Below are 16,881 nucleotides of genomic sequence, written 5' to 3' on the forward strand. Positions count from 1 at the left end.
TTCTGGCGGTCAGCTGAGGGTCGTCGTGCCGGCAGGGGGCACGTAGCCCTCTGGCAGACGACGGGTGGACTTGTCGCCCAGTTTCTGGAACAGACCGAATTCCACCTGCTCACCCAGATCCGGATCAATGCCGGCGAACACATCCCGGTAGAGGGTGCGGGCGCCGTGCCAGATGTGGCCGAAGAAGAACAGCAACGCGAAGGTGGCGTGGCCGAAGGTGAACCAGCCGCGGGGTGAGCTGCGGAAGGTGCCGTCCGAGTGGTAGGTCTCGCGATCGAACTCGAAGGCTTCACCCAGCTGGGCCTTGCGGGCCAGCCGCTTGACGTCAGCGGGATCGGTGAAGGTCTGACCGTTCAGAGCACCGCCATAAACGGTGGCGGTGACGCCCGTTTGCTCGAAGGAGTACTTGGCTTCAGCCCGACGGAAGGGGATGTCGGCTCGCACGATGCCCTCCTGGTCCTGGAGAACCACAGGGAAGTTCTCAAAGAAGTTGGGCAGGCGGCGCACTTCCAGGTCGCGGCCGTCCTTGTCGGTGAAGGAGATGTGGCCGATCCAGCTGGTGGGCAGGCCATCACCATTCACCATCGGGCCGACGCGGAACAGACCGCCCTTGGCAGGGCTGTTGCCCACGTAGTCGAAGAAGGCGAGTTTCTCAGGAATCGAGGCGTAGGCCTGCTCCTTGGTGGCGCCGTTGTCGAGGGCCGTTTGCACGCGGCGGTTGATTTCCGCCTTGAAATAGCCCTGGTCCCACTGATAACGGGTAGGGCCGAACAGCTCGATCGGGGTGGCGGCAGCGCCGTACCACATCGTGCCGGCCACGATGAAGGCAGCAAAGAACACCGCGGCGATGGCCGACGCCAGCACGGTTTCGATGTTGCCCATGCGCAGGGCCTTGTAGAGGCGCTCTGGCGGACGGGTGGTGATGTGGAAGATGCCAGCGATGATGCCAACAATGCCGGCGGCGATGTGGTGGGCCACGATGCCGCCAGGGTTGAAGGGGTTGAAGCCTTCAGGACCCCACGAGGGCTGCACCGGCTCTAAATGTCCGGTGATTCCATAGGGGTCGCTGACCCACATGCCTGGGCCAAACACACCGGTGAGGTGGAAGGCGCCGAAGCCAAAGCAGGCGAGGCCGGCAAGCAGCAGGTGGATGCCAAAGATCTTGGGCAGGTCGAGGGCTGGCTCCCCGGTGCGGGGGTCTTGCCAGATCTCGAGATCCCAGTAGGTCCAGTGCCAGATGGCGGCCAGGAAGAGCAGGCCGCTGAAAATGATGTGGGCAGCAGCCACACCTTCGAAACTCCAGAAGCCGGGATCGACCCCGGTTTCTCCGGTGATGCTCCAGCCTCCCCAGCTGCCGGTCACGCCGAGACGGGCCATGAAGGGCATGACAAACATGCCCTGGCGCCACATCGGGTTGAGCACCGGGTCGGAGGGGTCAAAGATGGCGAGCTCATAGAGCGCCATGGAGCCGGCCCAGCCGGCAACCAGGGCGGTGTGCATGAGGTGCACGGCGAGCAGTCGGCCCGGGTCGTTGATCACGACCGTGTGCACCCGATACCAGGGCAATCCCATGGGGGGTAGTTCTGGGTGGGTTGGGCGATCGTAAGGGGAGCCCAGGCCACCGCGCGGCCGAGGTAACGGACCGCAACGGCCTGACCCACAATGGAGATCGCAGCAGCTCGTTTCCCATGCCCGTCATCCGGTTTGTGCGCGAGGGGCGTGACGTGGAGTGCTACCCCGGTGAAAACCTGCGGGAGGTGGCGCTGCGCGAGGGAATTCAGCTCTATGGGCTCAAGGGAACCCTGGGCAACTGTGGGGGGTGCGGCCAGTGCATCACTTGCTTTGTGGCCATTCCAGAGGGAACGGGCAGCCAGGTGCTGAGCGGCCGCACCCCTGTGGAAGACCTGAAGCTGAAGCGGCGTCCCCAGAACTGGCGGCTGGCCTGCCAGGCCCTGGTGCAGGACTCGCTTCTGGTGCTGACGCGGCCCCAGGTGGGGTTGGCGGATCAGGACGCTCTGCTGGAGGCAGCTCTGGCCCAGCCTCTGCCCCCCGGCCCCACGGCCTGGCCCGCTCCACCGGAGCTGGAAGACGACGATGGGGAGCCGGAGGAGCAGGAGCCAACCGCAACGAGCGATGAAGCCTCCTGAAACCCGCCCATTTGGCGGTGATACCCTCCCAGAACTTCCCTTTCAGCCATGGAAACCAACGATCTCGGCTTTGTTGCCAGCCTGCTGTTCGTGTTGGTTCCCGCGGTCTTTTTGATCATCCTCTACATCCAGACCAACAGCCGTCAGGGGGGCTGATCCCAGGGGGCTTGGCGCCTTAGCTGCGTCCCTCCGGTTCACGCACCAGGAGCACCGGTGCTGGTGCATGCACCCGGATGTAATCGCTCACTGAGCTGCCCAGCAGACGGTCGATGTCCACCAACCCTCGGGCGACCACCGGGCGCCGATCCTGGGATGCGATGACCAGTAGGTCGGCCTTGAGATCCTCGGCAGCGGCGCACACGGTGCGGCCCACGTCCCCGCTCCGATGCACCGTTTTCAGATCCACGCCGTAGCCGCGGGCCCGTTGCACGGCCTTGTCCAGCACCTCGTCGGTCGGGGATTTGCCTCCGCGAGAGGGCGTGATGTCCTGCCGGGTGATGTGCACACCCGTGAGGCTGCCGCCGGGGATCTCGCGCACCAATTCACAGGCCAGTTTGAGGGCGTCATCCCCCACGCCGGTGCCATCGATCGTCACCATGATCCGGTTGATGTGGCGCACGTAGAGGTCGTCGCGCACCAACAGCATCGGCCGGGTCGACAATTGAAAGACGTATTGGCTGGCGCTGTTGCTGAGGATCGCTTGCAGGCGGCTCATGCCGCGGGAACCCATCACGATCAGATCGCTGTCGAGTTCATCGGCCACCTTCAGCACGGTCTGCTTGGTGTCGCCCTGGCGAATGATGGTGTTCACCTCGCTGGGGTTCAGGCCCAGGCGCTGCACGGCTTCCGCGGCGATGGCGGCGGCCTTCTGGGAGTGTTCGGTGAAGCTCTCACCCGCCTGCTCAGGCACCACATGCAACAGGTTGATCCGGGCCTGGCGAACGGCGGGGATGTCGCGCAGCATGCGCACCATCTCTTCCACATGGCCCTTGCCGGAATCGGCGATTAGAACGTTGCGAAACACGGGGACGACTCAATGAAGCAGGCTCCCCGCAAGCCTATGGCCGATCCCTGGAGCCCAGGCATCTGCTCTGCAGACCGTGATGGACAGGCCGCGCTGCGGGGGCTCCAGCCATGACGGGTGCTGCCAGTTGGTTGCTGGAGCGGCGGGTGCTGCCGCAGCACACCGATCACGCTGGCGTGATGTGGCATGGCGCCTATCTGGCCTGGCTTGAGGAGGCCAGGGTGGAGGCCCTGGCGGCCGCGGGGCTGGCCTACAGCGATCTCTCGGCCCGGGGGCTGGAGTTGCCGGTGGTGCGTTTGAGCATCGATTACAAGCAGGCCCTTCTCCACGGCGAGGTGGTGCAGATCTGGAGCGAAGTGCTGCCGCGTCATGGTTTGAAGTTGCCCTGGCGCAGTCGGTTTGTGGCGGCGGATGGGGGCGTGGCCGCCGAGGCACAGGTGGACCTGGTGCTGGTGGCCGGGGTGCCCGGCTCGGACCAGCGCCGGCTGCTGCGCCGGCTGCCAGCCGATTTGGAGGCCGCGGTGGCAGCCCTGGTGCGCGGCCCGCTCTAGGATCAGTACATCTGTACTGAAAGCGGGTATGGCGGGGCGGGGTCGGGCTCGGGGGCTGGGTCTGGGGCTGTTGAGGGCGGCCGATCGCCAAGGCTGGAATCGGGAGCAGCGTCTCTGGTGGTTGTTGTGGTCGGGGTGTCCGGGTATTGGTTTCAGCCGATTAATGGCCATTCGCGACAGCTTCTGCGGGTGGGCAGCGGCCTGGGCCTCGCCGCCGGAGGCCTTTACGGCCTTGGCGGGATTGGGACCCGCCAGCTGCCGTCAGTTGGAGCGCTACCGCACCCACTGGGGGCCTGATCCCCTGCCTCGCCTGGCCCGCCAGCTCCACGGCGGCAGGCGGGTGGTGCTGCCCGCCGATCCCGCCTTCCCGCCTGCGCTTCTGAACTTGGAACGCCCGCCCTTGCGGCTGCATTGGAGCGGGCGTGGTTGGTTGTGGCCGCTGTTGCATCGCCGTCAGGCCATCGCGGTGGTGGGCACCCGCCGGCCTTCCCGCCATGGCCTCGCCATGGCGGAGGCGATCGGTGCGGCCCTGGCCCAGGCCGGCTGGCCGGTGGTGAGTGGCCTGGCCGAGGGGATTGATGGGGCGGTGCATCGGGGATGCCTGGCCCACGGCGGCCGGCCCGTGGCGGTGCTGGGCACGCCCCTGGAGCGGGTGTATCCGCGCCATCACGAGGCTCTCCAGGCCGAGGTGGCCGCTGAAGGGTTGTTGGTGAGTGAGTTGCCCGCCGGCACGGCGGTGCAGGCCGGCCATTTCGCGGCGCGCAATCGTCTTCAGGTGGGGCTCTCCCAGGCCGTGGTGGTGGTGGAGTGTCCGCTGCGCAGTGGCGCCCTGCATTCGGCCAACCTGGCGATGCGCCAGGAGTTGCCCCTGTGGGTGGTGCCAGCCGATGCCGGCAAAGCCTCGGCAGCCGGCAGCAATCGGCTGCTCGCCCAAGACGCCACGGTGCTGCTGGAGCCCGCCGATCTGATCCGCCAGCTCGGTCCGGGCCCCCTGGCCCCGGCCGATGCACTCCCTCCGTCGCAGGAGCAGGCTCTCGGCACGGTGGATCCAGCTCTGGTCTCGGCCCTGGGGCGCGGCGCCTCCCTGGAGCAGCTCTGCCTTGCTCTCGATCAGCCTGCGGCCGTGCTGGCTGCTCGCCTGCTGGCCCTCGAGCTGCGGGGGCAGGTGCGGGCTGAGCCGGGCCTGTGTTGGCGCCCGATCTAGCCTGGATTCATGCAACAGGTGCAGCTCGACGGTGAGCAGTGGTTGGCCTGGCGGCGGAGGCAACTGGCCCTAGGGGGTACCCCCGCCGCCTTCGATTGGCTGGTGGACCTGGCCGGTGGTCTCTCCTGGCAGCAGCAGCAACAGCTGAGGCTCTCTCCCCAGCAACCGGTGCGGCTGACCTGTGGGCTGTCGCGGCTCGAGGCCCTCTGGCAACGCCATCTCGACACCGCTGAGCCCCTGCAATATCTGGTGGGCCTTTGTCCGTGGCGGGATCTGGAGCTTGCCGTAGCTCCTGGCGTGTTGATTCCGCGGCAGGAAACCGAGCTGCTGGTGGAGCTGGCCCTTGCGCTGGCCCCGGCTTGCCCGGGCCGTTGGGCCGACCTCGGCACCGGTTCGGGTTGCTTGGCCCTCGCGCTCGCCCTGGCGTGGCCGGCGAGCTGCGGCATGGCCGTCGATAGCAGTCCCGTGGCGTTGCAGCAGGCGGCCGACAATCTGGAGCGGGGCGGGGTGAGCGGGCGGGTGGAGCTCCTGCAGGGCAGTTGGTGGCAGCCGCTGCGCCCCTGGTGGGGTGCGTTGGAGCTGGTGGTGAGCAATCCTCCCTACATCCCCACGGCGGTGTGGGCTGGCTTGGATCCGGTGGTGCGGGATCACGAGCCGGCCCTCGCCCTCGATGGCGGCGCCGATGGGCTCGATGCCCTGCGCGCGATCGCCAAGGGGGCGGCCGCCGCCTTGGCGCCCGGCGGGTTGCTGTTGTTGGAGCACCATCACGACCAGAGTGAGGCGGTGATGGCTCTGCTGGCCGCAGCGGGGCTCAACCAGGTGCAGGCCCATGCTGATCTGGAGGGCCAGCGACGCTTTGCTTCAGCTCGCCAGGGTCTCTCCCTGCAACACACCGGCGATGGGGTCTGATTCCGCACCGAGGGCTTGGCCCGCCCCAGCCCTCTCCGCCCCGGCTCTGGCCGATCGGCTGCAGCGCGGCTCGGCGGCGCTATTCCCCACCGATACCCTGCCGGCCCTGGCGGCCTGCCCCAACCAGGCCCACCAGCTGTGGACCCTCAAGCAGCGGCCGCCCGACAAGCCCTTGATCCTGATGGCGGCCAGCTCGGAGGCGTTGCTGGCTGCGCTGGGGGTGCCGCTGCAGCCCGCCTGGCTGGAGATGGCGGCCTGGGCCTGGCCGGGAGCGGTCACCCTGGTGTTGCCGGCCACCGGGCCAGTGGCTGCAGCATTGAACCCCGGCGGCGCAAGCCTGGGCCTGCGCCTGCCGGCCTGCCCCGAAGCCTTGGCCCTGCTAAGCCTCTCAGGCCCCCTGGCCACCACCAGCGCCAATCTCTCCGGTTGCCCTGCCGCCACCACTGCCGAGCAGGCCGCCCAACAATTCCCTCAGGTTCCTCGCTTGGCTCCGTTGCCATGGCCGATGGCCGGCGGTCAGGCCAGCACGGTGTTGGCCTGGGGGGAAACGGGGCGGTGGCAGGTGCTGCGCGCTGGTGCTCTACTGCCACCAGGGATCTAGCGCAAGTTCATGGCCGCCCTTGCTCTGATGGTGCTTCTGGCGGTGGCTGTGTTCCATTGGACGATGGAACCGCTGCTGCAACTGCTGCCGGCGCTGATGGAGTTGTCGTTCCTGCCGTGGGCGCTGTTGGCTCTGGGGCTGTGGTTGTTGGCCGGGCGCCCGGTTGGGCCTTAAGCGAGCCTTCGGCTGAGGACGGGTGGTCTACCAAGAGCCGGCTAACGGATTTGAACCGATGGCCTTCGCTTTACAAAAGCGCTGCTCTACCACTGAGCTAAGCCGGCCTAGGAGGCAGAAGTCCGCTCTCCAATGATGACTTTATCGTTCGGCCAGGGCCCAGAGCAGCAGCTGGGTGCGGCTTTGACAGCCGGTTTTGGCCAGCAGGCTCGACATGTGGCTTTCCACCGTGCGCGGGCTCACGATCAGGGCTGCAGCAATGGCCTTGTTGCTGTGGCCCCGTTCCAGTTCCTGGAGCACGCGCCGTTCTGCGGGAGTGAGTTCCGCATTGGCCATCTGAATCGGCAACGACATCGGGATCCCAAGGGCATCTGCCCCAGGATTCCCACACCGGGCCTTAGGGGACGACTTTGGCCTCCAGAGCGGCTTCAGCCGAGGGGGATGGCAGTTTGGCGCGCCGGATCGGCAGGTTGGCCACCAGCGCCGTCACCCGGTCTTCCGTTTCGAGCGTCACATCCCCTTCCTCAAAGTCGATTTCGACATAGCGGCTCACCACCTCGAGGATCTCCCGCCGCATCTGTTGCAGCAACTCGGGGTTGAGGTCGCTGCGGTCGTGGGCAAGCACCAGCTGCAGCCGCTCCTTGGCGGTGTTGGCGCTAGCGGGTTGCCGGCCCAGCAGTTTGTTGATCACATCGCGCAGGGTCATCGGCTTCAGAAAATCTTGGTTTGCATCAGGCGGCCGATCTTGGCCCGAAGGCCTTGGCGCTCCTTGCTTGGATCGATCAGGGGCACGTCTTCGCCTTGCAGGCGACGGGCCACATTGGTGTAGGCACGCGCTGCCGGGGAGCCGTTGCCATTGAGGGTGAGGGGCTCGCCGCGGTTGGTGCTCACGATCACCTGCTCGTCTTCCAGCACCAGCCCCAGCAGGGGCAGGGCCAGGATGTCGGTGACATCGCTCACCGCGAGCATCTCCTGGTTGGCCATCATCTTTGGCCGCACACGGTTGAGCACCAGCTGAATGGGCTTGACCCCTTCGCTGTTGAGCAGGCCGATCACCCGGTCGGCATCCCGCACCGCCGATACTTCCGGTGTGGTGACCACGATGGCCTCCCGTGCTGCCGCCATGGCGTTCTTGAAGCCGCCCTCAATGCCGGCGGGGGCATCGATCAGCACGTAGTCGAAGTGCTCGCCGAGCATGGCGGCAATCTTCTGCATGTCGTCGGGCTGGAGCCAATCGAGCATGCGGGGGTTGCCCGCCGGCAGCAGCGCCAGGTTGGGTTCCTGCTTGTGCTTCACCAGGGCCTGTTCCAGTCGGCAGCTCTCCGAGAGCACCTCCTGGGCGGTGTACACAATGCGGTTTTCCAGCCCCAGCAGTAAGTCGAGGTTGCGCAGGCCGAAGTCGGCATCGAGCACGGCGGTGCGGGCTCCCTGCTTGGCCAGGGCGATGCCGAGATTGGCGGTGAGGGTGGTTTTGCCCACGCCCCCTTTGCCGGAGCAGATCAGGATGTAGCGGGTTGACGCAGCGGCCACGGCGAAGGCTGTATTGCCGGCAGGTTAAGGCCAAAATCCAGGGTTGCAGGTGTTCTAGCTGGCATTGCCGCCCCTCCACCAGGGTTTACAACGGGTGGATCTGGCACCCGGTCGGGATGACTGAGCTCACGGACCCGCAGCCGGCTCCACCGCAGGACCATCAACACCATCACCAGCAGCTGCTGGTGATGCCCGACGACGGTGTTGAGGCCGTGGTGGCCCTGATCGACGGGGCCCAGGAGTCGCTGCGGCTCAAGCAGTTCAAGCTTCAGTCGGAGGCCATTGAGCAGGCGCTGCTGCGCGCCCACCAGCGCGGGGTGCAGGTGCGGGTGATGCTCAATCCCCACACCTCCGGCGGCGACCGCTGGAACGATGAGGCCCATGCCCAGCTTGGCGCCTGGGGCATCGCGGTGGCCTGGACCAGCGAGGCCTTCCCGGTCACCCATGAGAAGTCGCTGGTGGTGGACCGCAGCTGCGCGTTGATCTCCACCTTCAACCTCAGCGACAAATATTTCACCCAAACCCGCGACTACGGCATCGTCAGCTATGCCACCCCGGTGGTGGAAGAGGTGATTGGCGGTTTCGAGGCCGACTGGAATCGCACCTTTTTCCACCCCGACCTCAGCGTGGGGCTGGTGTGGAGCAGCGTGCACAGCCGGGGACAGATGGCCCGGATCATCGACATGGCCCGCGCCACGCTCTGGATTCAGCACCCCAAATTTGTGGATGCCGTGATCCTCGAGCGGATCATTTCCGCCCGCGAGCGGGGCGTGAAGGTGCGCCTGCTCTGCGGCGGTAAGCACGGCATCTCCGACTGGGACATTTACGACACGTTTTCGTCGCTGCGGGTGATGGAGCGCTTCGGCGTGAAGGTGCGGCGCCAGAAGCACTTGAAACTGCACGCCAAGCTGCTGCTGGTGGATGGGGCCTACGCCCAGACCGGCTCCATGAACATCGATCGCAGTGCCTTCGACCTGCGCCGGGAGCTGGGCATCGAATCCGATGCCCCCGAGGTGGTGGCCCGGCTGCGCGCCACATTCCAGGCCGATTGGGAGGCGGCGAAGAAATACCACGCTCCCGATCCGCTCGATCCCAGCCTCCATGAGGCGGGCGAACTGCCGCCCGATCCCCATTTCGTGCATGACTGAGCCCGCAGTCGTAGCCCCGCCCACACCGCTGGCCCCACGCCCCAGCCTGGCCCAGTTGTTCTGGGGCATGCTTCAGGTGGCCCTCTCAGCCTTTGGGGGCGGGCTGTCGGCTTGGAGCCAGCGGATCGTGGTGGAGCAGCGCCGTTGGATGACCAACGAGCAATTCCTCACGGGCCTCACCGTGGCGCGGCTCTTCCCCGGGCCCAACCAAATCAACATGGCCGTGTACATCGGCGCCGACTTCCACGGCCTCGCCGGTGCCCTGGTCGCCCTGGCCGGGATGTTGCTGCTGCCCTTCACCCTGTTGATGGCGGTGGGCCTGGTCTACTTCCAGTTCCACGGCATCCCTTCGGTTGATCGGGTGCTGGCGGGGGTGGTGGCCGCGGCGGCCGGCATGGCCCTCTCGATGGGCTTCAAGATTCTTGATCAGTATTGGAACGACCGGGTTGCGCTGCTGCTGGCCGCCGGCGTGTTCCTGGCGCTCACTGCCTTGCACGTTCGCCTGATTCCGGTGGTGTTGGTCGCCGGCCCATTGGCGATGGCCTGGTATTGGCCGCGCCGCCCGTCGTCGCCATGAGCCTGGTGCTTGCTGCTGCTGCGGCTGTCTGCGAACCCGCCCCTCTCACCGACCTGGGCACCCTGCTGCAGGTGCTTTGGCAGTTTTTGTCGCTGTCGCTGTTTTCCCTTGGCGGTGGCAACACCCTGCTGGCGGAATACCACCACCTGGCCGTGGCTCAGTTCTGCTGGCTGAGCAATGCCCAGTTTGCCGATCTCTACGCCCTGGCCGAAGCGGCGCCGGGGCCGAGTTCGATGTTGGTGGGCTTGCTGGGCCTCGGGGCCAGCTGGCGGGAGGGGCCGCTGTGGGCCCTGCTCACCGCCTACGGCGCCGAAGCCGCCATCCTCCTGCCCTCCACCCTGCTGATGGTGGCGGCCTGCCTGAGCTGGAAGCGACTGGAGCATTCCCCCTGGCGGATGGCCTTTGAGCGTGGGATGGGGCCGATCACCCTGGGGATCCTGTTTGCCGTGGGGCTTAAGATTTTGCGCACGGCCGACACGAATGTTCCCGGCGTGGTGGTGTCGCTGGTGGTGTGCGTGCTAATGCTGCGCACCCGCCTCTCACCGCTCTGGTTCATGGCGGTGGCTGGCCTGCTGGGTGGTCTGGGGGTGATCAACCGCTGAGGGGCCAGGTCGGTTGGGCGGGGTCGATCTGAATGGCCCCATCCACAATCCGGGCCTCCTCGGCCAACCCTGCCGGGGGCAAGCCCTCCGGCCCGCGGGCCACCGCTGCTGCGATGCGCAGCTGCAGGGGGCGAAGTTGCAGGGCCACGATGCGGGCCTCGCTGTTGCCTGTGCAGCCGGCATGGGCGATGCCCCGCAGGCGGCCCCACACCAGCACGTGGCCGCCGGCGGAGATCCGTGCTCCGGGGTTCACGTCCCCCAGCAGCAGCACCGTTCCATCCGCTTGCAGGTGGTCGCCGGAGCGCAGCGTGCCCTGGTGCACCAGCAGCCCCGCCTCGCTGGCGGTGGCAGGGGCGTCACTGGCAGCGCCGTTGCTGATGGAGTCGTTCCCATCGCCGGGGGGATGGGGCCAGTGGCTCTCAAGGCCCAGGCCGGCGGCGGCCACATGGGTGTGGGGATGGCCGCTGGTCAGGGCCACCAGCTGCAGCTGCCGGCTGGCCAGGGTGGCCTGGATTTCGCTGAGCTGGCTGAGGCCGAGGCGCCAGGATCGGGCATCGAGCATCACCGCCCCTTGCACGGGGCCATCGGCGAGCAGGGCTGCGCTCTCAACGGCGCTGCGCACCAGGTTGGCGGCTCCACCTAGCGCCGGGGTGGCCAGGGCGGCATCCACCTGGGGCGCTGGCAGCACCAGCCGGTGGGCCCCCTGGCCCGATCGGTCTGCCGTGAACACGGCGCCACCAGCTGGTTCCATTCCGCCAGGTGATCCCGCGTCCATCAGCACCTCCGCTCAGCGGCCCAGCAATTGGCGCAACTTAGGGGCCACCTCCGCCGGATGGATCAGCCAGGCCAGCTCCACCGGCACGGTGAGGCTTTGCACCAGGGTGGAGCGTTGCTCCAGGGCCTGAAGGCGCTCGCCGTCCCAGATCCGCAGCCCCCCTTTGTAGGGGTGATAGCCGCGGCTTTGGCGCTGCTGCAGGCCGCAGCTGGTTTCCGCACTCAGGCCCTCCGCTTCGCTCAGCTGCCGCGCCGCCGCCAGCAGCTCCAGCCGCTGGGCCGGCTCACAGTGGCTCACATCGGTGGCCTTGAGCAGGCGTCGCTCCAGCAGTCGACGGCAGGGATCCTGCAGCTCGGCCGGCCCCTCCTCCATCCAGCGCATCAGGTGGTAGCCGGTGCGGATGTCGTCGTTGGCCAGGAAGGTCGGCAGATCGAGCTCGCTCGGGTGCCAGAGCCAGCGGTTCATCACCCGATCGGCCCACACCCGCTCGGGCCCGAGCCGACGGGCGGTGGCGATGGCCTGGTTCAGCAGCCAGTTGCACACCACATTGAGGCGGTGGTTGTAAACGCTGCGGTACATCAGATTGCGCACCACCAGGTAGTGCTCCACGGCCATCAACCCCTTGGGGCTGAGGGCCAGCTGGCCATCGGGGGCCAGGGTGAAGGCGGCCAGGATCCGCTCCAGATCCAGCCGGCCGTAGGTGGTGCCGGTGCTGTAGCTGTCGCGCAGAAGGTAGTCGAGGCGGTCGCAGTCGAGTTGGCTGCTCACCAAGGCCTGGATGGCCGGGTTGGCATAACGGCCGTGCTCGAGCAGATCGGCCACGGCGCTGGCCGTGCCTGGTGCATGGGCCTCCAGGCGGTCCCGCAGGGCCGGATGCTCCCGGATCAAGCGGCCCGACCAGGCTTCGTGATGCAGCCCATACATTTCTTCGCCGGAGTGGCTCAGGGGGCCATGGCCCACGTCGTGGAGCAGGGCCGCGGCATAGAGCACCCCCCGGTGCGCGGCCAGCTCGGGATGGCGACGCTCCAGCTGCTGCAGGGCCAGCCGGGCCAGGTGCAACACCCCCAGCGAATGGGTGAAACGACTGGATTCGGCGCCATGGAAGGTCAGGAAGGCGGGCCCCAGCTGGCGCACCCGGCGCAGGCGCTGAAAGGGGGCCGTATCGACCAGGTCGATGGCCAGGGCTTCGGCCGGATCGGCCCCATCCAGGCGGATCGCCCCGTGCAGGGGATCGTGATAGGTGCGTTCCCCCATGGTCAGAAGTTGCCCTCCAGGCGACTGGCCAGCAAGCGGCCGGCCTGCTCCAGCCAGGCGTCGTCGTCGCCGCCAGGATCGAGGGGCTCAGGTTGGGGCAGGGCCAGATCGGGTTCGATCCCCTGGTTCTGGATGTCCCGGCCGCTGGGGGTGAGGTAGCGGGCCACGGTCACGGCCAGCCCGCTGGTGTCGCCCAGGGGGATCAGGGTCTGGATCAGCCCCTTGCCGAAGGTGCGCGACCCCACCAGCTCACTGCGGCCGTTGTCCTGCAGGGCGCCCGCCAGGATTTCGCTGGCGCTCGCCGTGCCGCCGTTCACCAAGGTGAGCATGGGCCCGTCGTAGAGCCGGCCTGGTCTGGCCTGCTGGGGTGAGCTGAGCCCATCGCGATCCTGGGTCTCAACGATGGGTGTGCCATCGAGCAGATCGTTGGCAACGGCAAGGCCCGCACTCACCAACCCGCCGGAGTTGTTGCGCAGATCCAGGATCAGCGCCTCGATGTCTTTGCCGTTGAGGTCGGCCAGGGCTTCCTGCACGTCTTGCGGCACCGGCTCGGAAAACTGGGTGATGCGCAGGTAGCCAAGGGTGTGGTCACCCACCCGCAGCCGCTTGCTGCGCACGGGGCGCAAGTCCACCTGGCGGCGCTCCAGTTCCGCCTCCCGCACCTGTCCGGCCACATCCAGCTCCACCAGCACCCGGGAGCCAGACGGCCCCCGCAGGGCGGCGGCCGTTTGCTCCAGCCCCAGCTCAGCGGTGGCCTGGCCATTCACCCGCAGCACTTCGGCGCCGCTGGGGATCTGGGCTTCGGCGGCGGGCGACCCGTCCAGCGGGGCGATCACCACGATCTGTTGGTCACCGCTGCGCAACCCCAGCTGCAGCCCCACGCCGGTCACGGTGCCCTGGGTGTTGGAGCGCAGGGTGGCGTAGTCGTCGGGCCGCAGCAGCCGGGTGTAGGGATCGCCCAGGGGGGTGAGCATCGCCTCAATGGCGTCGTAGGCGTCGCCGGAGCTTTGGATTGGTTGCTCCAGGGCTTTCTGGCGCAGCCGCTTCCAGTGCACCTGGTCGAAACGCGTGGGATCGACGTAGCTCTGGTTCACCAGGCGCCAGGCCTCCACCACCAGCTGCTGGGTGTCGCTCAGGGCCAGCAGCCCGCCGCCGGGGGCCATCAGCAGGCCCAGCACCAGCAGCCCCCCCAGCAGCGGGCGCCACAGCCATGACCAGCCTGGCCTCAAGGCCATTGCAAAGGGTTGAGAAGGCCTGGTGCTGGGGTGCGGGGCACTCACGGGCGGCTCGGGGCGATCGGTAGACTCTCGCAACCAAACCACCCAGCTGCATGGCGAACACACCTGCTGGAAACTCCGGTCAGGCCGCGAACCCGGTTTACAACTGGTTCGAGGAGCGCCTTGAGATCCAGTCGATTGCCGACGACATCTCGGCCAAGTACGTGCCGCCCCACGTCAACATTTTTTACTGCCTGGGCGGCATCACCCTGGTCTGCTTCCTGATCCAGTTTGCCACTGGGTTTGCGATGACCTTCTATTACAAGCCCACGGTGGCTGAGGCCTACGCCTCGGTGCAGTACCTGATGACCGACGTCAGCTTCGGCTGGCTGATCCGTTCGGTGCACCGCTGGAGCGCCTCGATGATGGTGCTGATGCTGATCCTGCACGTGTTCCGCGTCTACCTCACCGGTGGTTTCAAGCGCCCCCGCGAGCTCACCTGGGTCACCGGCGTCACCATGGCCGTCATCACGGTGTCCTTCGGCGTCACCGGCTACTCCCTCCCCTGGGATCAGCTCGGCTACTGGGCCGTCAAGATCGTGTCCGGCGTCCCTGCAGCCGTCCCCGTGGTGGGCGATTTCATGGTGGAACTGCTGCGCGGTGGTGAAAGCGTCGGCCAATCGACCCTCACCCGCTTCTACAGCCTCCATACCTTCGTGATGCCCTGGCTGCTGGCCGTGTTCATGCTCATGCACTTCCTGATGATCCGGAAGCAGGGCATTTCCGGTCCCTTGTGACCCATTGACTCGGCGGTCTCCTCCGCCGGTTCATCCCCTCTAGTCTGCGTCCACTGTCCTCAGAGATCCCTGCTCCCGGCACCCCGCCATGCACATCCTCAAGAAGCCCGACCTCACCGATCCCAACCTGCGCGCCAAGCTCGCCAAGGGCATGGGTCACAACTACTACGGTGAGCCCGCCTGGCCCAATGACCTGCTCTACATGTTCCCGGTGGTGATCCTCGGGACCATCGGCTGCATGGTCGGTTTGGCCGTGCTCGACCCCGCCATGCTGGGTGATAAGGCCGATCCCTTCGCGACTCCGTTGGAGATCCTGCCCGAGTGGTACCTCTACCCGGTGTTCCAGATCCTGCGGGTCGTGCCGAACAAACTGCTCGGCATCGCTCTGCAGACGATGATCCCCCTGGGTCTGATGTTGGTGCCCTTCATCGAGAGCTTTAACAAGTTCCAGAACCCCTTCCGCCGTCCCGTGGCCATGGGCGTGTTCCTGTTCGGCACCGTGTTCGCGATCTACCTCGGTATCGGCGCAGCCCTGCCGATTGATAAGTCGCTCACCCTGGGTCTGTTCTGATCCGTCAAAACACCCTTCTTGAGCCGCGGCCCTGGTCGCGGCTTTTTTGATGGTGATCGCTCCTGGCTTCAGATCAGGCCGCCACTGGCATTGAGATCCAGCAGAGCCACGTCCTCGGGCTTGACCCGCAGGATGTGGTGCAGCAGCAAGAACCCCACGATCGTCCAGGTCTGGTAGGTGCGGGCCTGCTGGCCCACCCAGGTGCCGGTGGGTCCATCGAAGTATTCGGCCCATTGCTGGCGGGGCAATTGGTTGAGCTGGCTCCAGTAGCACTCCTCGAGCATGGCCTTCATCTGGCCCATCAGCAGCAAGTCGGCTGATGGGTGCCGCTGCTCGTGCAGCAGGATCGCCCCGCCGAGATACCAGAGCAAGCTTGGCCAGTGGCCGCCGTTGTGGTAGCTCCAGGGCCAGTTTTTGGGATCCGATCCGGTTTTTTCGGTCCACTCCTCCACCTCCATGGGCGGGTGGCAGATCCGCATCGGCATCTGGGCCATCAGGTGCTGGCGGTTGTGCAGCACCAGGCGGAACAGGGCCCGTTGTTGGGGGGCTGTCAGCAAGCCGAACAGGCAACCCAGGGAATTGCCCAGGCTGTAAAAGCGGAAGTCGGGGCGCCCGGTGCGCATGTTGCCGATCAAGTAGCCGCCTCGGTTTTCCAGCCAGTCCTGCAACCAGGGCGGCACCACTTGGGGCTGCACGTTGAATTCGTTTTCGTGTTGCTGGTCGCCGTATTGCTCGGTGGGACGGCGCCGCAGCACCTGCATGGTTTTGCTGGTCACCCAGTAATGCTTGAGCAGGAAGGAGCGCAGGTCGTGCAGCCACTGACGGGTGAGCACGAGCCGTTGCTCGAGCAGCCGGCTCATGGAGCCCGTCTGGGCCAGTTCCATCAGCTGGCAGCAGCTGCGCAGGCAGCCAAACAACAGCACCTCCACTTCCAGCGGTGCGCCCCACACGTCCATCGGGCGATCAATCATGAAGGCGCAGTCGGGCACGAACAGCACCGGCGTGCCCTCAAAGGTGGGGTGCAACACCAGATCGAGCAGCAGTTGCACGCCCCGTTGCACCTTTTGGCTGGCGCCGAACTCCATGTCGCGGCTGTGCTGGACGTAGAGCCAGCACAGCACCGGCCACCAGAGGCTGGCGTCCACGGAGCTGATCCGGCCGATCGAGCGCTGCCCGTAGTCGGCGATCAGCACGCCGTTCTGTTCCACGAAGCTGGTGGGGAACACCCCCCGGGTCTGGTAGGTGCTGCTCTGCAGGTCGAGGCACACCGTCAGAAAGTTGCGCACGATCTCAAAGCGCCCCTGCACCAGCAGGTAGAGCATCACCGGCACGTTGTCCCGCAGGAACACCTCGCCGTAGTTGGCGGCGTCGCTTTTGTTGGGGTGCTCCAGCGCGGCGACGGAGCCCACCAGTTCGCCGCGAATCCGCACCAAGGTGCGTTCGAAGTGCTCTCGGGCGCTGGCCACCACCGCTTCTTCCTTGGAGCTGGGGCGAACCCGCAGCTGCTCCTGGCTGAAATGCCTTGCCATGGCCGCACCATAGAAGCGCCAACCGATTTGGTCAGCAGCACTGTGCTGCAGGGGTTTTGGCTGATTCCGCTGTCGCCTGCGACACCGTTTCTTGCGGTCTGGGCAACTGGGGTGTTATGTTTTTGGACTGCGCGCAAGGGGGAACCCGAAGCGAGCAGGCTTACGGCAGAAGGAGGCGAGAGCCGACGGTGTTGTAAGTTTTCTGAGTCGCCGGGAGGCGACGTTCCGCCGAGAGCTCCCGAGAGGGGGAGGAAGCGGAAGCACCTGGACA

General features: G+C 66.6%; 21 protein-coding genes and 1 tRNA gene. 12 read left to right on the forward strand and 10 right to left on the reverse strand.

Features of this window, described 5'->3' with window-relative positions; all coding sequences use genetic code 11:
- Positions 1–9: 9 nt before the first annotated feature.
- Positions 10–1,572 carry a photosystem II chlorophyll-binding protein CP47 gene (gene psbB / locus KBY57_RS09130; protein ID WP_094561583.1) on the reverse strand — a complete coding sequence of 521 codons (1,563 nt, stop codon included), beginning with the start codon at positions 1,570–1,572 and terminating at the stop codon, positions 10–12.
- A gap of 116 nt (positions 1,573–1,688) precedes the next feature.
- Between psbB and KBY57_RS09135 the strand changes: the two genes are divergently transcribed.
- Positions 1,689–2,147, forward strand: a complete 459-nt coding sequence (locus tag KBY57_RS09135) for a 2Fe-2S iron-sulfur cluster-binding protein (protein WP_254988836.1) — start codon at positions 1,689–1,691, stop codon at positions 2,145–2,147.
- A 48-nt stretch (positions 2,148–2,195) separates the two neighbouring features.
- Complete coding sequence (gene psbM, locus KBY57_RS09140) at positions 2,196–2,303, forward strand: photosystem II reaction center protein PsbM (protein ID WP_015109223.1); 108 nt, start codon at positions 2,196–2,198, stop codon at positions 2,301–2,303.
- Positions 2,304–2,322: 19 nt separating this feature from the next.
- Here psbM and KBY57_RS09145 read toward each other — a convergent pair whose 3' ends face one another.
- Positions 2,323–3,171 carry a universal stress protein gene (locus tag KBY57_RS09145; RefSeq protein ID WP_254995515.1) on the reverse strand — a complete coding sequence of 283 codons (849 nt, stop codon included), beginning with the start codon at positions 3,169–3,171 and terminating at the stop codon, positions 2,323–2,325.
- A gap of 110 nt (positions 3,172–3,281) precedes the next feature.
- Between KBY57_RS09145 and KBY57_RS09150 the strand changes: the two genes are divergently transcribed.
- From KBY57_RS09150 to KBY57_RS09170, 5 genes are all read left to right on the forward strand, one after another.
- Complete coding sequence (locus tag KBY57_RS09150) at positions 3,282–3,722, forward strand: acyl-CoA thioesterase (RefSeq protein ID WP_254995517.1); 441 nt, start codon at positions 3,282–3,284, stop codon at positions 3,720–3,722.
- Positions 3,723–3,885: 163 nt separating this feature from the next.
- Positions 3,886–4,926, forward strand: a complete 1,041-nt coding sequence (locus KBY57_RS09155; RefSeq protein ID WP_254995518.1) for a DNA-processing protein DprA — start codon at positions 3,886–3,888, stop codon at positions 4,924–4,926.
- 9 nt (positions 4,927–4,935) lie between these two features.
- Positions 4,936–5,835 (forward strand): peptide chain release factor N(5)-glutamine methyltransferase, encoded by a 900-nt coding sequence (prmC, locus tag KBY57_RS09160; protein ID WP_254995519.1) that lies wholly within the window; start codon positions 4,936–4,938, stop codon positions 5,833–5,835.
- Positions 5,825–6,436 (forward strand): Sua5/YciO/YrdC/YwlC family protein, encoded by a 612-nt coding sequence (locus KBY57_RS09165; protein ID WP_254995520.1) that lies wholly within the window; start codon positions 5,825–5,827, stop codon positions 6,434–6,436. The genes prmC and KBY57_RS09165 overlap by 11 nt, the downstream gene beginning before the upstream one ends.
- A 9-nt stretch (positions 6,437–6,445) precedes the next feature.
- Positions 6,446–6,610, forward strand: a complete 165-nt coding sequence (locus tag KBY57_RS09170; protein ID WP_254995521.1) for a hypothetical protein — start codon at positions 6,446–6,448, stop codon at positions 6,608–6,610.
- A gap of 35 nt (positions 6,611–6,645) precedes the next feature.
- On the opposite strand, the gene KBY57_RS09175 is transcribed toward KBY57_RS09170, so the two are convergent.
- The 4 genes from KBY57_RS09175 to minD all read right to left on the reverse strand — a co-directional run bounded on the left by KBY57_RS09175 (position 6,646) and on the right by minD (position 8,140).
- Positions 6,646–6,717, reverse strand: a tRNA-Thr gene (locus KBY57_RS09175).
- A gap of 34 nt (positions 6,718–6,751) precedes the next feature.
- A complete protein-coding gene (locus KBY57_RS09180) occupies positions 6,752–6,964 on the reverse strand; it encodes a response regulator transcription factor (protein ID WP_094561590.1) in 213 nt (70 codons plus the stop codon).
- A 43-nt stretch (positions 6,965–7,007) separates the two neighbouring features.
- Positions 7,008–7,316 (reverse strand): cell division topological specificity factor MinE, encoded by a 309-nt coding sequence (gene minE / locus KBY57_RS09185; protein ID WP_254995522.1) that lies wholly within the window; start codon positions 7,314–7,316, stop codon positions 7,008–7,010.
- Between the two features lie 5 nt (positions 7,317–7,321).
- On the reverse strand, positions 7,322–8,140 hold the full coding sequence (gene minD, locus KBY57_RS09190; RefSeq protein WP_094561592.1) for a septum site-determining protein MinD: 819 nt from the start codon (positions 8,138–8,140) through the stop codon (positions 7,322–7,324).
- 116 nt (positions 8,141–8,256) lie between these two features.
- Between minD and KBY57_RS09195 the strand changes: the two genes are divergently transcribed.
- From KBY57_RS09195 to KBY57_RS09205, 3 genes are read left to right on the forward strand one after another with little or no spacing between them, the layout of a single operon-like run.
- Positions 8,257–9,288 carry a phospholipase D-like domain-containing protein gene (locus KBY57_RS09195; protein ID WP_254995523.1) on the forward strand — a complete coding sequence of 344 codons (1,032 nt, stop codon included), beginning with the start codon at positions 8,257–8,259 and terminating at the stop codon, positions 9,286–9,288.
- Positions 9,281–9,865: a chromate transporter gene (locus KBY57_RS09200; protein ID WP_254995524.1), complete on the forward strand. Its 585-nt coding sequence runs from the start codon at positions 9,281–9,283 to the stop codon at positions 9,863–9,865. Before KBY57_RS09195 ends, KBY57_RS09200 begins: the two co-directional genes overlap by 8 nt.
- Positions 9,862–10,467 (forward strand): chromate transporter, encoded by a 606-nt coding sequence (locus KBY57_RS09205; RefSeq protein WP_254995525.1) that lies wholly within the window; start codon positions 9,862–9,864, stop codon positions 10,465–10,467. Before KBY57_RS09200 ends, KBY57_RS09205 begins: the two co-directional genes overlap by 4 nt.
- Here the strand turns inward: KBY57_RS09205 and minC are convergent.
- Genes minC through ctpZ form a run of 3 tightly spaced genes read right to left on the reverse strand, consistent with a single transcriptional unit; the run spans position 10,457 to position 13,731 of the window.
- Entirely contained in the window at positions 10,457–11,218 is a 762-nt protein-coding gene (minC, locus tag KBY57_RS09210; RefSeq protein ID WP_254995526.1) for a septum site-determining protein MinC, read from the reverse strand. The genes KBY57_RS09205 and minC overlap by 11 nt on opposite strands.
- A 36-nt stretch (positions 11,219–11,254) precedes the next feature.
- The gene (locus tag KBY57_RS09215; RefSeq protein ID WP_254995527.1) at positions 11,255–12,496 is read right to left on the reverse strand and encodes an HD domain-containing protein; all 1,242 of its coding nucleotides are present in this window, start codon (positions 12,494–12,496) and stop codon (positions 11,255–11,257) included.
- Between the two features lie 2 nt (positions 12,497–12,498).
- The gene (ctpZ, locus tag KBY57_RS09220) at positions 12,499–13,731 is read right to left on the reverse strand and encodes a carboxyl-terminal processing protease CtpZ (RefSeq protein ID WP_409996431.1); all 1,233 of its coding nucleotides are present in this window, start codon (positions 13,729–13,731) and stop codon (positions 12,499–12,501) included.
- A 95-nt stretch (positions 13,732–13,826) separates the two neighbouring features.
- On the opposite strand from ctpZ, the gene petB reads away from it, so the two are divergent.
- Together petB and petD are read left to right on the forward strand one after the other, a co-directional pair.
- Positions 13,827–14,510 carry a cytochrome b6 gene (gene petB, locus KBY57_RS09225; protein ID WP_094561597.1) on the forward strand — a complete coding sequence of 228 codons (684 nt, stop codon included), beginning with the start codon at positions 13,827–13,829 and terminating at the stop codon, positions 14,508–14,510.
- A gap of 88 nt (positions 14,511–14,598) precedes the next feature.
- Positions 14,599–15,081: a cytochrome b6-f complex subunit IV gene (gene petD, locus KBY57_RS09230; protein ID WP_190390726.1), complete on the forward strand. Its 483-nt coding sequence runs from the start codon at positions 14,599–14,601 to the stop codon at positions 15,079–15,081.
- 68 nt (positions 15,082–15,149) lie between these two features.
- On the opposite strand, the gene KBY57_RS09235 is transcribed toward petD, so the two are convergent.
- Positions 15,150–16,610 (reverse strand): glycoside hydrolase 100 family protein, encoded by a 1,461-nt coding sequence (locus KBY57_RS09235; protein WP_254995528.1) that lies wholly within the window; start codon positions 16,608–16,610, stop codon positions 15,150–15,152.
- Positions 16,611–16,881: the final 271 nt, after the last annotated feature.

It is taken from the genome of Cyanobium sp. Aljojuca 7D2, assembly GCF_024346415.1.
In the GTDB taxonomy this organism is placed as follows: Bacteria; Cyanobacteriota; Cyanobacteriia; order PCC-6307; family Cyanobiaceae; genus Cyanobium_A.